14 protein-coding genes are annotated in these 16,379 nt (G+C 68.4%); 10 read left to right on the forward strand and 4 right to left on the reverse strand.

All coding sequences use genetic code 11. The features are described 5' to 3' along the window. The first annotated feature begins 19 nt into the window (after positions 1-19). Entirely contained in the window at positions 20-1,120 is a 1,101-nt protein-coding gene (locus tag OHB23_RS07815; protein ID WP_056441783.1) for a HoxN/HupN/NixA family nickel/cobalt transporter, read from the forward strand. Between the two features lie 10 nt (positions 1,121-1,130). Here the strand turns inward: OHB23_RS07815 and OHB23_RS07820 are convergent, their stop codons facing one another. Then, positions 1,131-2,633, reverse strand: a complete 1,503-nt coding sequence (locus OHB23_RS07820; RefSeq protein ID WP_328811236.1) for a UDP-N-acetylmuramoyl-L-alanyl-D-glutamate--2,6-diaminopimelate ligase — start codon at positions 2,631-2,633, stop codon at positions 1,131-1,133. A 65-nt stretch (positions 2,634-2,698) separates the two neighbouring features. On the opposite strand from OHB23_RS07820, the gene OHB23_RS07825 reads away from it, so the two are divergent. Continuing rightward, positions 2,699-3,208 carry a GNAT family N-acetyltransferase gene (locus tag OHB23_RS07825; RefSeq protein ID WP_222639331.1) on the forward strand — a complete coding sequence of 170 codons (510 nt, stop codon included), beginning with the start codon at positions 2,699-2,701 and terminating at the stop codon, positions 3,206-3,208. Next, on the forward strand, positions 3,205-3,951 hold the full coding sequence (locus OHB23_RS07830; protein WP_081821128.1) for a GTP pyrophosphokinase: 747 nt from the start codon (positions 3,205-3,207) through the stop codon (positions 3,949-3,951). The genes OHB23_RS07825 and OHB23_RS07830 overlap by 4 nt, the downstream gene beginning before the upstream one ends. Here OHB23_RS07830 and OHB23_RS07835 read toward each other — a convergent pair. After that, positions 3,925-5,511: an NCS1 family nucleobase:cation symporter-1 gene (locus OHB23_RS07835; protein WP_056441786.1), complete on the reverse strand. Its 1,587-nt coding sequence runs from the start codon at positions 5,509-5,511 to the stop codon at positions 3,925-3,927. The two genes, OHB23_RS07830 and OHB23_RS07835, sit on opposite strands and share 27 nt — an antisense overlap. 133 nt (positions 5,512-5,644) lie before the next feature. After that, on the reverse strand, positions 5,645-6,346 hold the full coding sequence (locus tag OHB23_RS07840) for a GntR family transcriptional regulator (protein WP_056441789.1): 702 nt from the start codon (positions 6,344-6,346) through the stop codon (positions 5,645-5,647). 436 nt (positions 6,347-6,782) lie between these two features. Between OHB23_RS07840 and mftF the strand changes: the two genes are divergently transcribed. The 4 genes from mftF (at position 6,783) to OHB23_RS07860 (ending at position 11,749) form a co-directional block, all read left to right on the forward strand. Then, positions 6,783-8,189 (forward strand): mycofactocin biosynthesis glycosyltransferase MftF, encoded by a 1,407-nt coding sequence (gene mftF, locus OHB23_RS07845; RefSeq protein ID WP_027504628.1) that lies wholly within the window; start codon positions 6,783-6,785, stop codon positions 8,187-8,189. Positions 8,190-8,307: 118 nt separating this feature from the next. After that, positions 8,308-9,570 carry a transcriptional regulator gene (locus OHB23_RS07850; protein WP_222650055.1) on the forward strand — a complete coding sequence of 421 codons (1,263 nt, stop codon included), beginning with the start codon at positions 8,308-8,310 and terminating at the stop codon, positions 9,568-9,570. Between the two features lie 104 nt (positions 9,571-9,674). Beyond that, on the forward strand, positions 9,675-11,198 hold the full coding sequence (gene adh, locus OHB23_RS07855; protein WP_027504630.1) for an aldehyde dehydrogenase: 1,524 nt from the start codon (positions 9,675-9,677) through the stop codon (positions 11,196-11,198). Between the two features lie 56 nt (positions 11,199-11,254). Continuing rightward, positions 11,255-11,749, forward strand: a complete 495-nt coding sequence (locus tag OHB23_RS07860) for a DUF779 domain-containing protein (RefSeq protein WP_037184728.1) — start codon at positions 11,255-11,257, stop codon at positions 11,747-11,749. Positions 11,750-11,770: 21 nt separating this feature from the next. Here the strand turns inward: OHB23_RS07860 and OHB23_RS07865 are convergent, their stop codons facing one another. Beyond that, a complete protein-coding gene (locus tag OHB23_RS07865) occupies positions 11,771-12,634 on the reverse strand; it encodes a type IV toxin-antitoxin system AbiEi family antitoxin domain-containing protein (protein WP_328811237.1) in 864 nt (287 codons plus the stop codon). 166 nt (positions 12,635-12,800) lie between these two features. On the opposite strand from OHB23_RS07865, the gene eat reads away from it, so the two are divergent. Genes eat through eutC form a run of 3 tightly spaced genes read left to right on the forward strand, consistent with a single transcriptional unit; the run spans position 12,801 to position 16,362 of the window. Continuing rightward, positions 12,801-14,231, forward strand: coding sequence for an ethanolamine permease (eat, locus tag OHB23_RS07870; protein ID WP_222649740.1), 1,431 nt, complete (start codon positions 12,801-12,803; stop codon positions 14,229-14,231). Then, positions 14,228-15,640 carry an ethanolamine ammonia-lyase subunit EutB gene (locus OHB23_RS07875; protein ID WP_328811238.1) on the forward strand — a complete coding sequence of 471 codons (1,413 nt, stop codon included), beginning with the start codon at positions 14,228-14,230 and terminating at the stop codon, positions 15,638-15,640. Before eat ends, OHB23_RS07875 begins: the two co-directional genes overlap by 4 nt. Beyond that, positions 15,637-16,362 (forward strand): ethanolamine ammonia-lyase subunit EutC, encoded by a 726-nt coding sequence (eutC, locus tag OHB23_RS07880; RefSeq protein WP_328811239.1) that lies wholly within the window; start codon positions 15,637-15,639, stop codon positions 16,360-16,362. The genes OHB23_RS07875 and eutC overlap by 4 nt, the downstream gene beginning before the upstream one ends. The last annotated feature ends 17 nt before the right edge of the window (positions 16,363-16,379 follow it).

Here is a 16,379-nt window from a genome sequence, read left to right on the forward strand (position 1 = left end):
TGAGGAATATTGGTGTCCCATGACGTCTGCCGACACCGTGACCGGACGTGCGCGTTTCACGCGCGACGAGATCCCCCGGCTCCTGGGCCTGGCAGCAGTGCTCGTGGCGCTGCACGTCGTCGGGTGGGGCCTGTTCCTGCACTACGACTCGATCCCGGCGATCCACGGCCTCACCGGCGCGGACGGCACTCTCGTCTACGCGGGCGCCGGGGTGTTGGCCTACACGTTGGGCATGCGGCACGCCTTCGACGCCGACCACATCGCGGCCATCGACGACACCACCCGACTGCTGCTGCAGAAGGGCAGGCGGCCCCTGGCGGTCGGACTGTTCTTCTCGCTCGGGCACTCGACGGTCGTGTTCGCGTTCGTCGCCGCGATCGCGTTCGCCGCATCGCGCGCGACGGACTTCCGGGACGCTTTCGCGGACACCGGCGGCATCATCGGCACCCTCGTCTCCGGCACGTTCCTCTACCTCATCGCGGCTCTGAACCTGGTCGTCCTCGTCGGCATCGTGCGCATGTGGCGTGCCGCGCGGCGCGGACAGTTCTCCGACGAGACGCTCGACGATCTCCTCGCACGTAGAGGACTGCTCAATCGGATCTTCCGCGGCCGCTACGACCGGATGATCAGCCACTCGTGGCAGATGTATCCGCTGGGGCTGCTCTTCGGCCTGGGGTTCGACACCGCCACGCAGGTCGGTCTGCTCGCCGTGGCGGGCACCAGCGCCATCGCCGGTGGCCTGCCGCCGATGGCCATCATCGCGCTGCCGGTGCTGTTCGCGGCCGGCATGTCGACGATGGACACGCTCGACGGCGTCTTCATGTCCAAGGCGTACGGCTGGGCCTTCGTCACGCCGGTCCGGAAGATCTACTACAACATCACGATGACGGGCCTGTCGATCTTCCTCGCCCTCGTGGTGGGCACCGTGCAGATCCTGTCGTTGCTCGGTGAGGAACTCGGACTGTCCGGCGGCATCTGGGACGCGGTGGCCGCAGTGGATCTCACCCTGGCGGGCCAGATCGTGGTGGTCGTGTTCGTGGTGGTCTGGATCGGCTCGATCGTCTACTACAAGGCGGCGCGCATCGACGACCGGTTCGAGCGGGAGACGCCGGCGAGCTGATCCGCGGGAGTCATCGGGCGACGATCGCGTCGTGCAGTTCGGCATGATCGTCGAAGTACACGGTTCGGCTGCCGAAGTGCTGCCAGGTGTCGCTGCCTCGCCCCGCCACGACGACGGTGTCCCCGGCCGCCGCGTCCGCCACGGCGTGGTGGAATGCTGCGCGCCGGTCCGCGATCTCCACCACGCGGACGCCCCGATCACCGGACCGGGCGCCGCGGACGACGTCGGCGCGAATCGAGTGCGGATCCTCGCCGTTGGCACTCTCGTCCGTGACGACGATGTCGTCCGCGTAGGCCGCGGCGACCGCGCCCAGCTCGACGCGCTTGCCCACGTCACGGTCACCGGTCGCCCCGATGACCAGGATCAGGCGCCCCGGGGTGATGCGCCGCAGGTACGGCAGGATCGCGCGCCGGCCGGACACGTTGTGCATGTAGTCGACGAGGGCGGTGAAGTCCTGGCCGGCCGACACGGTCTCGCACCGGCCCGGAATGCTGTGCAGCGCCGAGATGCCGGCGGCCGCACGCTCCGCGTCCACCCCGCCGGAGACGAGGGAGGCGAGTGCGACCAGAGCGTTCGCCACCTGGTGGGGGCCGAGAACCTGCAGTGAGAGCGGGATGTCGCCCACCGGGGTCCGGGCGAGGAATCGGGTGCGATGCGTCGTGCAGTCGATGCGATCGGCGCGGAAGTCCGCCGAAGGATCGGACACCGAGCACGTCACCGTCGGCACCGCGCACTCCGACGCGAGCCGCCGCCCGTACTCGTCGTCGATCATGACGACGGCCCGTCCGGTGCGGTCAGGGGTGAACAGTGAGGCCTTGGTCCGGTAGTACTCCTCCATCGAGCCGTGGAAGTCGAGGTGGTCCCGGCCGAGATTGGTGAAGGCGGTGACGGCGAACTCCACCCCGTCGACGCGGTGCTGGGCGATGGCGTGCGAGGACACCTCGAGGGCGGCGGCCGTGCATCCGTTGTGGACGAACGTCGACAGCGTGCGTTGGAGCACCGTCGCCTCGGGAGTGGTGCGCACCGGGGCCTCGTCGCTGCCGGCGCCGCTGACCGCCACCCCGGAGATCATCCCCGCACGATGACCCGCGGCGCGCAGGCCGGCGTGGTGGAAGTGCGTCGTGCTCGTCTTGCCGTTGGTGCCCGTCGCTCCGAACACGGCCATCGACGAGGACGGGCTCCCGTGGAACCATGCGGCCAGCGGACCGACGACGACCCGCGGATCCGCGACCACGATGCTCGGCAACCGGGTGCCGGGCCGATCGCTGAGCACGGCCACCGCGCCGGCGCGCTGGGCGTCCTCCTCGAAATCGAGACCGTGCCAGCGTGTTCCGGGGAGCGCGACATACAGATCGCCGGGCCGCACCGCACGCGAATCGTCACAGAGATCGTCCACCGTGACCGGCTCGGCGGGACCTGTGACCGATCCGCCCGCGCGGTCGGCGACGTCGAGGAGGGACCGCGCCGCTTGGCCACCGGCATGCCGGATCGGACGGCGGGACACGACACTCACCAGGATGCGGTACCCGAAAGTAGAACGCTCAACCACCTCGGTGCGGCACCCGGGACACTGGAGGGGTGAGCGCAGCCGACGGAGACTCCACGCAGGCCCGAGTGGTGCTGAGGACCATGCCCGACGATCGACTTCCCGAATGGGTCGAGCGCAGCCGCGGCGACTACCGCGCCGATCGCGTCCGGGCGGGTGACACCCTCGAACAGGCGACCGACAACGCCGAGCAGAGTTTCTCCGCTTACTTCCCCGACGGTCGTCCGGCTCCGCATCATCAGGTGTACGACGTGCTGGACGGCGAGACCGTGGTGGGGTCACTGTGGATCGGGCCCCAGTCGATCGCGACCACGACCGACTGGTGGGTCTGGGACGTCGCCATCGACGAGCGGTACCGGGGTCGCGGTCTCGGCCGGGCGGCGATGCTCCTGGCGGAGGACGCGGTACGGGAGAACGGCGGAACGGTGCTCGGGCTCAACGTGTTCGGCTTCAACACGGCGGCGCGTCGGCTGTACGAGTCGCTGGGGTACGACACCGCGTCCCTCCGGATGCAGAAGGTTCTCCGGGAGGACGCGCGATGAGCGTGGACGAGCCGGTGGTGTTCGACCTCACCGCGGCGCGCGACGAGTTCACCCGCTTCATGATGTCCTACCGCTTCGGCATGCAGGAGCTCACCACCAAGATCGACATCCTGAAGGACGAGTTCACGCACCTGCATTCCTACAGCCCCATCGAGCACGTGGTGTCGCGGCTGAAGACGCCGCGCAGCATCGCCGAGAAGGCCGTGCGCAAGGGGATTCCGTTGACGTTCCAGGCGATCCGCGCCGGTCTGTTCGACATCGCCGGCGTCCGGATCACCTGCAGTTTCATCGCCGACACCTATGCGGTGAAGGAGATGCTGGCGTCGCAGAGCGACATCCGAGTGCTCGAGTTCGAGGACTACATCGCGAATCCGAAGCCCAACGGGTACCGCAGTCTCCACCTCACCATCGAGATTCCGGTGTTCCTGTCCGACCGCACGGAGCACGTCTTCGTGGAGCTGCAGATCCGGACCATCGCGATGGACTTCTGGGCGAGTCTCGAACACAAGATCTTCTACAAGTACGACGGTGAGGTGCCGCAGCGCCTGCGGGACGAGTTGCGCGAGGCGGCGATGGCCGCGGGCACGCTCGACATCACGATGGAGCGACTGCACGCCGAGGTGGTCCGTCTCGGCGACGCCCGCACCGACGCCGGCCCCGACTACGAGGAGCTGTTCCTGCGCTCGCTCATGCCGGGACTGGCGCCGGATCCGCGGTCAGGCGGGGACGTTCCGCACCCGTAGCGAGGTCTTCGTCGCCAGCACCCAGTAGAGGGCGAAGCCGATGCCGCAGCCGATGAACCAGCTGTACTGCGCCGCGGTGTGCATTCCGGTGAGGGTGCCGCCCGTGAGCACGGGGAACATCGCGAAGACGGCACCGACGGCGGTGGCGATCAGCGCGGCCGGGTTGTAGCCCTTGGCGTAGTGGTACGTGCCGCTCTCGTCCATGGTGAACAGGTCGTCGACGATGACCTTCTGCTTGCGGATGAGGTAGTAGTCCGCGATGAGGATGCCGAACAGCGGTCCGATGAACGCTCCCAGGGTCTCGAGCGTGTAGTGGATGACGTCGGGATTGTTGTAGAGGTTCCACGGCGTGATGAGCACGGAGCCGACGGCGGCGATCATGCCGCCGGCGCGCCAGCTGATCTTCTGCGGGCTGACGTTGGAGAAGTCGAAGGCCGGCGAGATGAAGTTCGCGACGATGTTGATACCGATCGTGGCGATCGTGAAGGTCAACGCGCCCAACACGATCGCGAAGGTGCTGTCGATGCGCGCCACCGTCGTGACGGGGTCGGTGATGAGCTCGCCGAAGACGGGAACGGTGAGGGACGCGGTGACGACGACGAGGATCGAGAAGAGCAGGAAGTTGACGGGCAGGCCCAGGAAGTTGCCGCGCTTCACGGCGGCGTAGCTCTTTCCGTAGCGCGAGAAGTCGCCGAAGTTGAGCATCGGACCCGAGAAGTAGGAGACGACGAGCGCGATCGCGCCGAGCATGACGGGCACCGCGGCGAACCCCGTGTAGGTGACGTCGCCGAGGTTCAGGTCGATGGCGCTCCAGCCGGCTTCGTGAATCAAGTAGCCGCACAACAGGAACATGACGACGTAGACGGCCGGGCCGCAGAAGTCGATGAACTTGCGGATGGACTCCATGCCGCGCCAGAAGACCGCCGCCTGCAGGACCCACAGGAGCATGAAGCTGCCCCACCCCAGAGTGGACAGTCCCGCGAAGCCGTGGAGGTCTCGGTCCGCCCACGGACCGAGCGCCGGGAACAGCTTGATCAACACGATGTCGAGCGCGGCGGAGGCCAGGAAGGTCTGGATCCCGTACCACGCCACCGCGATCAGTCCTCGGATGATGGCGGGAACGTTGGCCCCGAGGACGCCGAAGACCGATCGACAGATCACCGGGTACGGGACACCTGCGACCTGACTGGGCTTGGCCACCAGGTTGCAGAAGACGTAGACGATCGAGATGCCGACGAGGAGACAGACGAGCACCTGCCAACTGGCCAGTCCCAGCGCGAAAAGGCTGCCCGCGGTGACGTATCCGCCCACGGAGTGCACGTCGGACATCCAGAACGCGAAGATGTTGTAGGACGACCAGGTCTGCTTCCGCAGCGGGGCGAGGTCCTCGTTGGTGAGCCTCGGGTCGTACCCCTCCTTGATCACTCCACCCCCCACCGGATGTCCCTCTGCTGTCGACCCGCCTCCGGCGTACCCGTGTGCCTCGATCAGATCGTTCACACCGGAGCGGGACCCGGGAGGCGGGTCGAACGGGCCGGTGTGCGGAATGGTGTCGGTCATCGTGTCTCCGTCGCTGGTGCGGACCGTGGTCGGTGCTGCGGAGAAGTCTGAGCCCGTTGTATTTCCGTGTCGTGACGAAACCGATATATCTCTTTACCGGCAGGTTTCCGGGTCCGGTCTGTCCGGTTCCGGCTCAGGAGAGCAGGCCGGAACCCGCCGGAAGCGTCGCGATGACGTCGTTCAGCCGCTCGTTGTGGTGCCCTGCCGCCGCCAGGAGTGCCGCCGAGTCGCGGTCGACGAACGCGCGGACCATGACGCTGTGATCGTCGTTCAACGCCGCGCGGTCCGCACCCTTCACGTGCACCATCGGTTGGACCGGCTCCGTGACGTTCCACGCGACGTCGAGCATGTGGAGCAGGCGGTACATCCGGGACGGCGCGGTGAGGGCGACGTGGAACTCGCGGCTCAACCGGTGGTAGCGCTGGGGATCGTCGTCCGCGATCGAGGATCGGAGGTCTCGCTCGATCTGTTCGGCACGACGCCGTTCCCCGTCGGTGGCGGCCTCGGCCGCCACCGCGAGGGCGGCGTTCTCGAGCACCTCCCGAACGATGTACATCTCGCGCAGTTCCTGAGACGTCAACTGCGCGACCGTGTATCCGAGGTTGGGTCGATGCGACACCAGATTCTCGCCGATGAGGGTCTTCAGCGATTCGCGCACCGGGATGCGGCTGACTCCGAACACGTCGGCGACGTCGCCCAGGGGAATGGGCGTTCCCGGCGGGGCGTCACCCGACAGGATGACCCGGCGGAGTTCGGTGAGGATCTCCTCCTGTGAACCACCCGCGACGTCGCGGGACAGTTTCGCGAGCAGGGCCGAGCGGCGACGCGGCGGCATCGTGACCCCTTCTGCGAACCGGGACGGGACATGGCGACTCTAACCGGGGGAGTCGTCGGACGCTCGCGTGTCGCCGCATCGGTGCGACGAGAGTTGGTGAACGTTCACGTCGGCGGACGCCGGTCGATCGATCCGCTGCCGGGCAGTCGGCTCGCCTGCCCGAGCTCGCGGCGCGGGCTCCCCGGTGCACGTCGATCTGCCGTGGACGATCCGGTCGCAGCCGCTCGATCCGAGCGAACCTCAAGTCTCGCTTGACAGTCGAGACCAGGCACGCCGACCGGTCGGGGTCACGGCGCGCCGAGCAGCGCCGATGCACGGTGCGCGCGGGGCGGGTGTCCCTCGAACGGACCACAGCGCGATTCCCGCGTCGGCGGGTGTTCGGGCCGATCCTGCCCGACTTATGACAAATACCGAGAGAGGCCCTTACGATGACCCGATGCGCGACGGTCGTCTTCCCGATGGATTCGGAGTGCGTATCGATCCTCGAGTGCGGACTCTCTCGAACGGTCGAGTTCTCCTCGGCGGATCGCCCACCAGGATGGTGATGCTGGCACCCGCCGCGGCCGCGATGATCGGCGACGGATTCCTGCGGGTGTCCGATCCCGACTCCGCCACGGTGGCGCGTCGACTGCTCGACTCCGGTGTCGCGAACCCCCGGCCGATGAGCACTCCGTCCGCCGCGGACGTGACGGTCGTGATCCCGGTCCGCGACAACCACGAGGGACTGCTGCGGCTGATGCGCGCGCTGCGTGGACTCCGCGTGATCGTCGTGGACGACGGGTCCCGCGTTCCCGTCCGGCACGCCGAGATCGCCGTGGACGAACTGTGTGCCTCGGTCGCGGTGGTGCGGCACGACGCCCCGCGGGGACCGTCCGCGGCGCGCAACGCCGGCCTCGCCGCGGCCACGACCGACTTCGTCGCGTTCCTCGACTCCGACGTGGTGCCGCGCAAGGGCTGGCTCGAAGTCGTCCTCAGTCATTTCTCCGACCCCTCCGTCGGGCTGGTCGCTCCGCGCATCGTGGCGCTCGAGCCGGAGGGCAGTGCGCTCGCCCGCTACGAGCGCGCACGGTCCTCCCTCGATCTCGGTCGCCGGGAGGCCCCGGTGTTCGCGGGTGGCCCGGTGTCGTACGTCCCCAGTGCGGCGGTCGTCGCCCGGCGACGGGCCGTGCTCGACTGCGGAGGCTTCGACGAGGCGATGCACGTGGCCGAGGACGTCGATCTGTGCTGGCGACTGCAGGACGCGGGATGGCGCCTGCGGTACGAGCCGGTGGCCCGCGTCGCCCACGATCACCGCGTCACTCTGCGAAAGTGGTTCGGCCGCAAGCTGTTCTACGGTACCGGTGCCACCGAGCTGGCCTCCCGCCACCACGGGAAGGTGCCGCCCGTGGCCATGGCGCGGTCGACCCTGCTCGCACTGCTGCTGGCCGCCTCGGGGACGCGTGCGGGCATGGTCGGTGCGCTGGTCACGCTGATCACCACGGTGGTCCGCCTACGGCGCCTGTTCGTCGATCTGGATCACCCCACTCGCCTCGCCGCGGTGTTCGCGGCACGCGGAACCGTCGGGGGCGCTTGGCAGTTGGCCTCCGCGGCGGTGCGGCACTACTGGCCGGTCACGCTGGTGGCCGTGCTGTTCTCCCGGCGCATCCGACGTCTGGCGCTGGCCATCGCGGTGGCGGAGGGTGTGCGGGACTGGGTCGAGCACCGGGAGCCGGGCGGCCTCGGTCCGGTGCGCTACGCGGCGTACAAGCGCATCGACGACGTCGCCTACGGCACCGGACTCTGGGTGGGTGCCGTGTCGCACCGCGACCCCCGTGCTCTGGTGCCGCGTCTCGGCAACCAGTAGTCCCTGCCACCCGCTCTGTGAGCTGGGTTACAGTGGAGGCCGGTCGAGTGTGCCGACCTGCCGGGCGAGGCTGTTGACGGAAGCGGGGTCTGTGGTGACGGTCAATCCGTGGGTCGCGATGAGGCCCGGGGACGACGCCGCCACGCTCGCGCGCTCCGTCTCCCGCGCTCACGAGACCTTCGTCGGGCCGGGCCTGTCGACCGTGGGACTCGCCCGTCCCGTCGATCCCCAGTCGCCCGTGCGGTCCGTCGTTCTCGACTCCTGGCTGCGCAGCCGCGACATGGGCGTCGACCCCGATCGTGGTGCGGACGATCTCCTCGACGACGTCACGCTCGCGCAGTACCGCGCCGATCACCCGATGTCCGTCATCCGACCCGTGGTGCGCAAGCTCCTCGTCGAGGACGCCGCCGACACCGGCCTTCTCGTGGCCATCACCGACGCGTCGGGCCGGCTGCTGTGGGTCGAGGGCGACACCGCGGCGAAGGATCGCGCGAACGCCATGAACTTCACCGAGGGCGCCGACTGGAGCGAGGGGCGGATGGGCACCAACGCCCCCGGCACCGCGTTGGCCATCGATCACTGCGTGCAGATCTTCGCGGCCGAGCACTTCTCGCGGCCCGTGCACGAGTGGAGTTGCAGTGCGGCTCCCGTCCATCACCCCGTCACCGGCCGCATCCTGGGGGCCATCGACATCACGGGCGGTCCGCGCGTCGCGGTTCCCGAGGTGCTCTCGTTGGTCCGCGCGACGGTGGCGGCGGCCGAGTCCGAACTGCGATTGCATCTGCTCGAGTCCCCGCGTCCCGATCTCGACACCGGAGTCCGGCTGGAGGTGCTCGGAGCCGGGCGCCCGTCGTTGGTCCGCGGCGGTGAACGCGTCGCCCTGTCCGGACGGCACGCCGAGATGCTGCTGCTGTTGCGGGCACATCCCGAGGGGCTGAGCTCCGACCATCTCGCCGCGCTGCTCGACGAGAACGAGCTGGACTCGGTCACCGTCCGAGCCGAGATGTCGCGCCTGCGCAAGGTTTTCGGTGCCGATGGCGTGGCCTCGCGGCCCTATCGACTGGTGGCGGAACTGTCGTCGGACGTCGAGGACGTGCGGGCGGCTCTCGACCGCGGGGACGTCGACGCGGCGCTGCGGCTCTACTCCGGCGTGGTGCTCCCGTCGTCGTACGCCCCGGGTATCGCGGAGATCCGCGAGGAGTTGCGAGTGCGCGTCCAGGCGGCGCTGCTGCGGTCCGGTGACCCGGTGCTGCTGGCGCGGTGGACGGCGTCGGTGCACGGCCGCGAGGACGCCGCCGCGTGGTCGGCCTACCTCGCCACGCTCAGCCCGTCCTCGGCGCTGTACGGGCAGGTCCAGGCTCGCCTCGCCCTGCTGGGCTGACCGAGTCGGCTCTGCAACGGTCATGCAACCGTCGTCATTCTAGTGTCCTGCATCACAGCCCCCGATGACCGTGGGGGTGGATCACCGATGAAGGAGCATGTTCGATGACTGTCTTCGCTCGCCCGGGTACGCCCGACGCCGCCATGTCTTTCGAGGCCCGCTACGACAACTGGATCGGCAACGAGTGGGTCGCTCCGGTCAAGGGTCAGTACTTCGAGAACCCGACGCCCGTCACGGGACAGAACTTCTGCGAGATCGCGCGCTCCACCGCCGAGGACATCGACCTCGCCCTGGACGCCGCACATAAGGCCGCGCCGGCGTGGGGCAAGACCTCGCCCGCCGAGCGCGCCGTCATCCTGAACAAGATCGCCGACCGCATCGCCGAGAACCTCGACTCCATCGCGCTCGCCGAGTCGTGGGACAACGGCAAGCCGATCCGCGAGACGCTGAACGCCGACATCCCGCTCGCGATCGATCATTTCCGCTACTTCGCCGGATGCATTCGTGCGCAGGAGGGTTCGCTGTCCGAGATCGACAGTGACACCGTCGCGTACCACTTCCACGAGCCGCTCGGCGTCGTCGGCCAGATCATCCCGTGGAACTTCCCGATCCTGATGGCCGTGTGGAAGCTCGCCCCCGCACTCGCCGCCGGTAACGCCGTCGTCCTCAAGCCGGCCGAGCAGACACCCGCGTCGATCATGTACCTGATCAGCGTCATCGGTGACCTGCTGCCTCCGGGCGTGCTCAACATCGTCAACGGCTTCGGCACCGAGGCAGGCAAGCCCCTCGCGTCGAGCCCGCGCATCAAGAAGATCGCCTTCACCGGTGAGACCACGACCGGGCGCCTGATCATGCAGTACGCCTCGCAGAACCTCATCCCGGTGACGCTCGAGCTCGGTGGCAAGAGCCCCAACATCTTCTTCTCCGACGTGCTGTCGCAGAACGACGACTACCAGGACAAGGCCCTCGAGGGCTTCACGATGTTCGCCCTCAACCAGGGCGAGGTCTGCACCTGCCCGTCGCGGTCGCTGATCCAGCAGGACATCTACGACGACTTCCTTGCACTCGCCGCGATCCGCACCAAGGCCGTCCGCCAGGGTGATCCGCTGGACACCGAGACGATGATCGGCGCCCAGGCCTCGAACGACCAGCTCGAGAAGATCCTGTCGTACATCGAGATCGGCAAGGGCGAGGGCGCCAAGATCGTCACGGGCGGCGAGCGCGCGCAGCTCGGCGGCGACCTCAACGGCGGCTACTACGTGCAGCCCACCATCTTCACCGGCAAGAACAACATGCGCATCTTCCAGGAGGAGATCTTCGGACCCGTCGTCTCGGTCACGTCGTTCACCGACTACGCCAACGCCATCGAGATCGCCAACGACACGCTGTACGGCCTCGGCGCCGGTGTCTGGTCGCGTGACGGCGGCGTCGCCTACCGCGCCGGCCGCGACATCCAGGCCGGTCGTGTGTGGACCAACACGTACCACCAGTACCCGGCCCACGCGGCCTTCGGTGGCTACAAGCAGTCGGGCATCGGCCGCGAGAACCACAAGATGATGCTCGACCACTACCAGCAGACCAAGAACCTGCTGGTGAGCTACGCCCCGAAGGCTCAGGGCTTCTTCTGATGCTCCCAAACCACGGGTCGGCACCGCCTCCGAGGCTCAAAGCAACCGCCGGGGCAATGGAGCTTCTCCGTCGCCTCGGCGGGCTCCACGGCGCGCTGATGATGCATCAGAGCGGCGGATGCTGCGACGGGTCGTCGCCGATGTGTTACCCCGCAGGCGAATTCATCGTCGGGGACCGCGACGTCCTGCTCGGGCTCCTCGACCTGCGCGCGGAGGTCGGCACCGTCGCGGACGACCTGCCGAGCGACGGCGACGCCGTTCCGGTGTGGATCTCGGGGTCGCAGTTCCAGGCGTGGAAGCACACCCAGATGGTGCTCGACGTGGTGCCGGGTCGGGGTAGCGGCTTCTCCCTCGAGACGCCGGAGGGGTTGCGGTTCCTCAGTCGTGGGCGCGCCTACACCCCCGAGGAGAACGCGGAACTCGAGTCGCAGGACCCCATCACCGGCGCGCAGTGGGAGGAGGGCGCTCGCCCGCCCGTCCCCACCGAGTCCATCGTCGTCGCCGAGGCCGTCGACGCCTGCCCGGTGCCGGGGATGGCGATACAGGGTTGAGTCGGGTGCGCTGAGCCGCGGTCACCGCGGTTCAGCGCACCGTCGGAGCGCCGCTCGGACTTCGGCGATCACCTCGTCGGGTCTCTGGGTGAGGTCGCGCCAGGTGTACCGCAGCACCGTCCACTCCTGAACGACGACGTTCTGCCGAGTTCGGTCTCGGTGAAAGGCGGTGGGGTCCGAATGGAAGGCCCAGCCGTCGATCTCGATGCAGACGCGTTCGTCGAGGAACACGAAGTCCAGCACGTACCCGCGCCACGGGAAGTTGACCATGAACCCCGTGATGCGTCCACTGCGCATCACGGTGACGAAGAGGCGCTCGGCTTCCGACCGAGTTCCTCCCTCCGCTGCCACGAGAAGCTTCTCGGCCGCGGGGGCGCCCCGTCGCCGGGGATTTCGATCGTGTGCGCGCCGGAGCACCGACGGCGACTTCCGCCCGCGCAGGGCGACGTCGATGATGCCCATCCCCAACTCCTCGGACGCTTCGAGAACCGTGAGACCCGAGGCCGTGACGCGGATTCCGCGGATCGCCACCACATCGGCAGGGTCGAGGTTCCGTCGCCGCACCCGAACGCCCGACGGTGCGCTGCTCCGTCCTCCGCGCGGGACCGTGACATCGACGATGCGTGGTGCAACCGAAACGAGTCCGTGCCAGTACGCGGCACTCACCGATGTCACGACGGCCCCGTCGCCGGCCCAGTACGCGGCGCACCGCACCCGAGCGGCGTCCGTCCACGGTCTGTCGCAGGCGACGTAGACACCGCGCGTGACCCGGCGCCAATGGCCCGCTCGGACGCGCCGATCGATCGCGTCCTGGCTCATCCCGGCGTCGTGAGCCTGCGTCGCGGTGATGACACCGTCGTGGAGCGCGAGAAGTCGATCGATCACAGGCGTTGGACGGCCGCGTCGGCTCTCCTGGTTCCGCCGGGTGCGCGGGGCCGCGGTTACCGCGGGTCAGCGCACCGTCCAGTGGAAAAACAATCGCAACGTCCCCGCAACACGGCAGTCCTAGCCTCACCCTCACACCCGCCCACACTCCGAAAGAGGCTCACCCATGGCCGTGAAGGAACCGCGCCCCGTGGCGTCCGATTCTCAGGCAGAATCGTCCGACTACCTGGCCAAGCGCACGCTCAAGACCGGCAGCGCGGGGTGGGTGCTGCTGGCAGGGTTGGGCGTCAGCTACGTCATCTCGGGTGACTACTCGGGGTGGAACTTCGGACTCGAGCAGGGTGGGTTCGGTGGTCTGCTGATCGCGGGCATCCTGATCGCCGGCATGTATCTGGCGATGGTGCTGGGCATGGCGGAGATGTCGTCGGCGCTCCCGGCCGCGGGCGGCGGATACACGTTCGCCCGGCGCGCGCTCGGGCCGTGGGGCGGATTCGCCACCGGCACAGCCATTCTCATCGAGTATGCCATCGCCCCCGCGGCCATCGCGACCTTCATCGGCGCCTACGTCGAGTCGCTCGGCCTGTTCGGGATCACCGACGGGTGGTGGGTGTACCTCGCCGTCTACGCCATCTTCATCGGCGTGCACCTCGCCGGTGTCGGTGAAGCGCTGAAGGTCATGTTCGTCATCACCGGCATCGCTCTCGTAGGCCTCGTCATCTTCGCTGTCGCCGCGATCTTCCAGTTCGACGCCTCCAACCTCACCGACATTGCCCCGACGGATGCCGCGGGCGCCTCGAGTTTCCTGCCGATGGGGTACCTGGGGATCTGGGCCGCGGTGCCGTTCGCGATCTGGTTCTTCCTCGCGATCGAGGGCGTGCCGCTCGCGGCCGAGGAAGCGAAGGATCCGGCGCGCAACGTGCCACGCGGCATCATCGCCGCCATGGCGGTGCTGCTGGTGACCGCCACCGCCATGCTGATCCTCGTGACGGGCGCCGGCGGAGCCGACGCGATGCAGGCGTCGGGCAACCCGTTGGTGGAGGCGCTCGGCGACAGCGGCGCCGCGACGGTGGTCAACTACATCGGCCTCGCCGGTCTGATCGCCAGCTTCTTCTCCATCATGTACGCCTACTCCCGGCAGCTGTTCGCGCTGAGCCGCGCCGGCTACCTGCCGAAGTCCATGTCGGTGGTCAACAGCCGGAAGGCGCCGACGCTGGCACTGATCGTGCCCGGCGTCATCGGCTTCGCCCTGACGTTCACCGGCAAGGGCTCGATGTTGTTGAACATGGCCGTCTTCGGGGCAGCGCTGAGCTACGTTCTGATGATGGTGAGCCACATCGTGCTGCGTCGCCGCGAGCCCGACATGCCGCGCCCGTACCGCACCCCGGGCGGCACGGTCACGACCGGATTCGCGCTCGTCATCGCGGCCTTCGCCGTGATCGCGACGTTCCTCGTGGACAGCCAGGCGGCGCTGTGGTGCCTGGTCGTCTTCGCGCTCTTCATGGTCTACTTCGGCGTCTACAGCCGCCATCACCTGGTGGCCAATTCTCCGGACGAGGAGTTCGCGGCGCTCGCCGCTGCCGAGGACGAACTCGGGTGAGCACCTACCACCAGCAGATCTCGGGATCGACCTACACCTTCGACGGTCTCGTCGAGGTCATGGCGAAGGCCACCCCGGCGCGATCGGGCGATCAACTCGCAGGCTGCGCGGCGGAGTCGGACGCCGAACGTGCCGCCGCCGCCTGGGTTCTGGCGGATCTCCCGCTGCAGACGTTCCTCGACGAGCAGGTGGTGCCGTACGAGAGCGACGAGGTCACCCGCCTCATCATCGACAGCCATGACGCGCAGGCATTCGACGCTGTCTCGCATCTGACGGTGGGCGGTCTGCGGGACTGGTTGCTCACGGTCGCAGCGGAACCCGACAGCGCCCGGACACTGCGGGAGGTCGCGCCGGGGCTCACCCCGGAGATGGTGGCCGCGACGAGCAAGATCATGCGCAACCAGGATCTCATCGCGGTGGCGCGGGCGGCGACGGTGATCTCGGCGTTCCGCACCACCATCGGTCTGCCCGGAACGATGGCAACCCGGCTGCAGCCCAATCATCCGACGGACGACCCGCACGGTATCGCCGCGGCGACGCTCGACGGTCTGCTGATGGGCTCGGGCGACGCCGTCATCGGCATCAACCCGGCCACCGATTCACCCGCCGCGACAGCGGATCTGCTGTACCTGCTGGACGAGATCCGGCAGCGTTTCGAGATCCCGGTGCAGTCGTGCGTGCTGTCCCACGTCACCACCACCGTGGATCTCATCGGCAAGGGTGTCCCGGTGGATCTCGTGTTCCAGTCCATCGCCGGAACGGAGGGGGCGAACTCCAGTTTCGGGGTGACGGTGCCGATGCTCCTCGAGGCGAACGAGGCGGGAAAGTCGTTGCACCGCGGCACCGTCGGGAACAACGTCATGTACCTGGAGACGGGCCAGGGTTCGGCGCTGTCCGCGAACTCGCACGTCGGTACCGGGGGCAAGCCGGTCGATCAGCAGACGCTCGAGACCCGCGCGTACGGGTTGGCGCGGGCGCTCGATCCGCTGTTGGTTAACACCGTCGTGGGCTTCATCGGACCCGAGTACCTCTACGACGGCAAGCAGATCATCCGCGCCGGCCTCGAGGACCACTTCTGCGGCAAGATTCTCGGCCTGCCCATGGGTGTCGACGTCTGCTACACCAACCATGCCGAAGCGGACCAGGACGACATGGACATGTTGTTGACGCTGCTCGGTGCCGCGGGCGCTGCCTTCGTCATCGCCGTGCCGGGTGCCGACGACATCATGCTCGGCTACCAGAGCCTGTCCTTCCACGATGCCCTCTACGTCCGGCAGGTGTTGGGCCTCAAGCCCGCTCCCGAGTTCGAGGCGTGGATGCACCGGCTGGGGATGACCGACGACGCGGGGCGGGTCCTGCCCGTCGACGCCGCGTCGTCGCCGCTGCGAGCACTGACGACGCCGGCATGAGCACACCGGACTTCTGGACCGACCTGCGCGTGACGACGCAGGCGCGCATCGGGCTCGGCCGGGCGGGGGACGCCCTTCCGACGACGCGGGTGCTCGAGTTCCGGGCCGCCCACGCCGCGGCGCGGGACGCTGTCCACATGCCGCTCGACACCGACAGCTTCGCTCGGGAGATCGCGACTGTCGGACTCGGGGATCCGGTGGTCGTGTCCAGCAAGGCGTCCACCCGCAGCGAGTATCTGCGTCGTCCCGATCTGGGACGGCAACCCGACGACCTGTCCGGTGTCGACACGGTCGACGCGGACATCGGAATCGTGTTGTGCGACGGGCTCTCCCCGCGCGCACTGATGGATCACGGCGCAGGATTGCTCGCTGCGCTGAAGGAGTCGCTGGGTACGTTCACGATCGCGCCTCCGGTGATCGCGACCCAGGCCAGGGTGGCGCTGGGTGACCACGTGGGCGCTGCGCTCGGGGTGTCCACGCTGATCGTCGTCATCGGCGAGCGTCCCGGCCTGTCGGTGGCGGACAGCCTCGGCATCTACCTGACGCACGGTCCGAAGCCGGGCCGCAACGACTCCGAGCGCAACTGCATCTCGAACATTCACCCGCCCGGCGGCATGCACTACGACCATGCGGCGCGGGTGACGGCATCGTTGGTCGCGGGTGCGCGCACGCTCGGGCGGTCCGGCGTCGATCTCAAGGACTCCTCTCGCGAACTGACCTGACCCGCGCACCGTTAGGG

It is taken from the genome of Rhodococcus sp. NBC_00294 (assembly GCF_036163995.1).
Classification (GTDB): Bacteria; Actinomycetota; Actinomycetes; order Mycobacteriales; family Mycobacteriaceae; genus Rhodococcoides.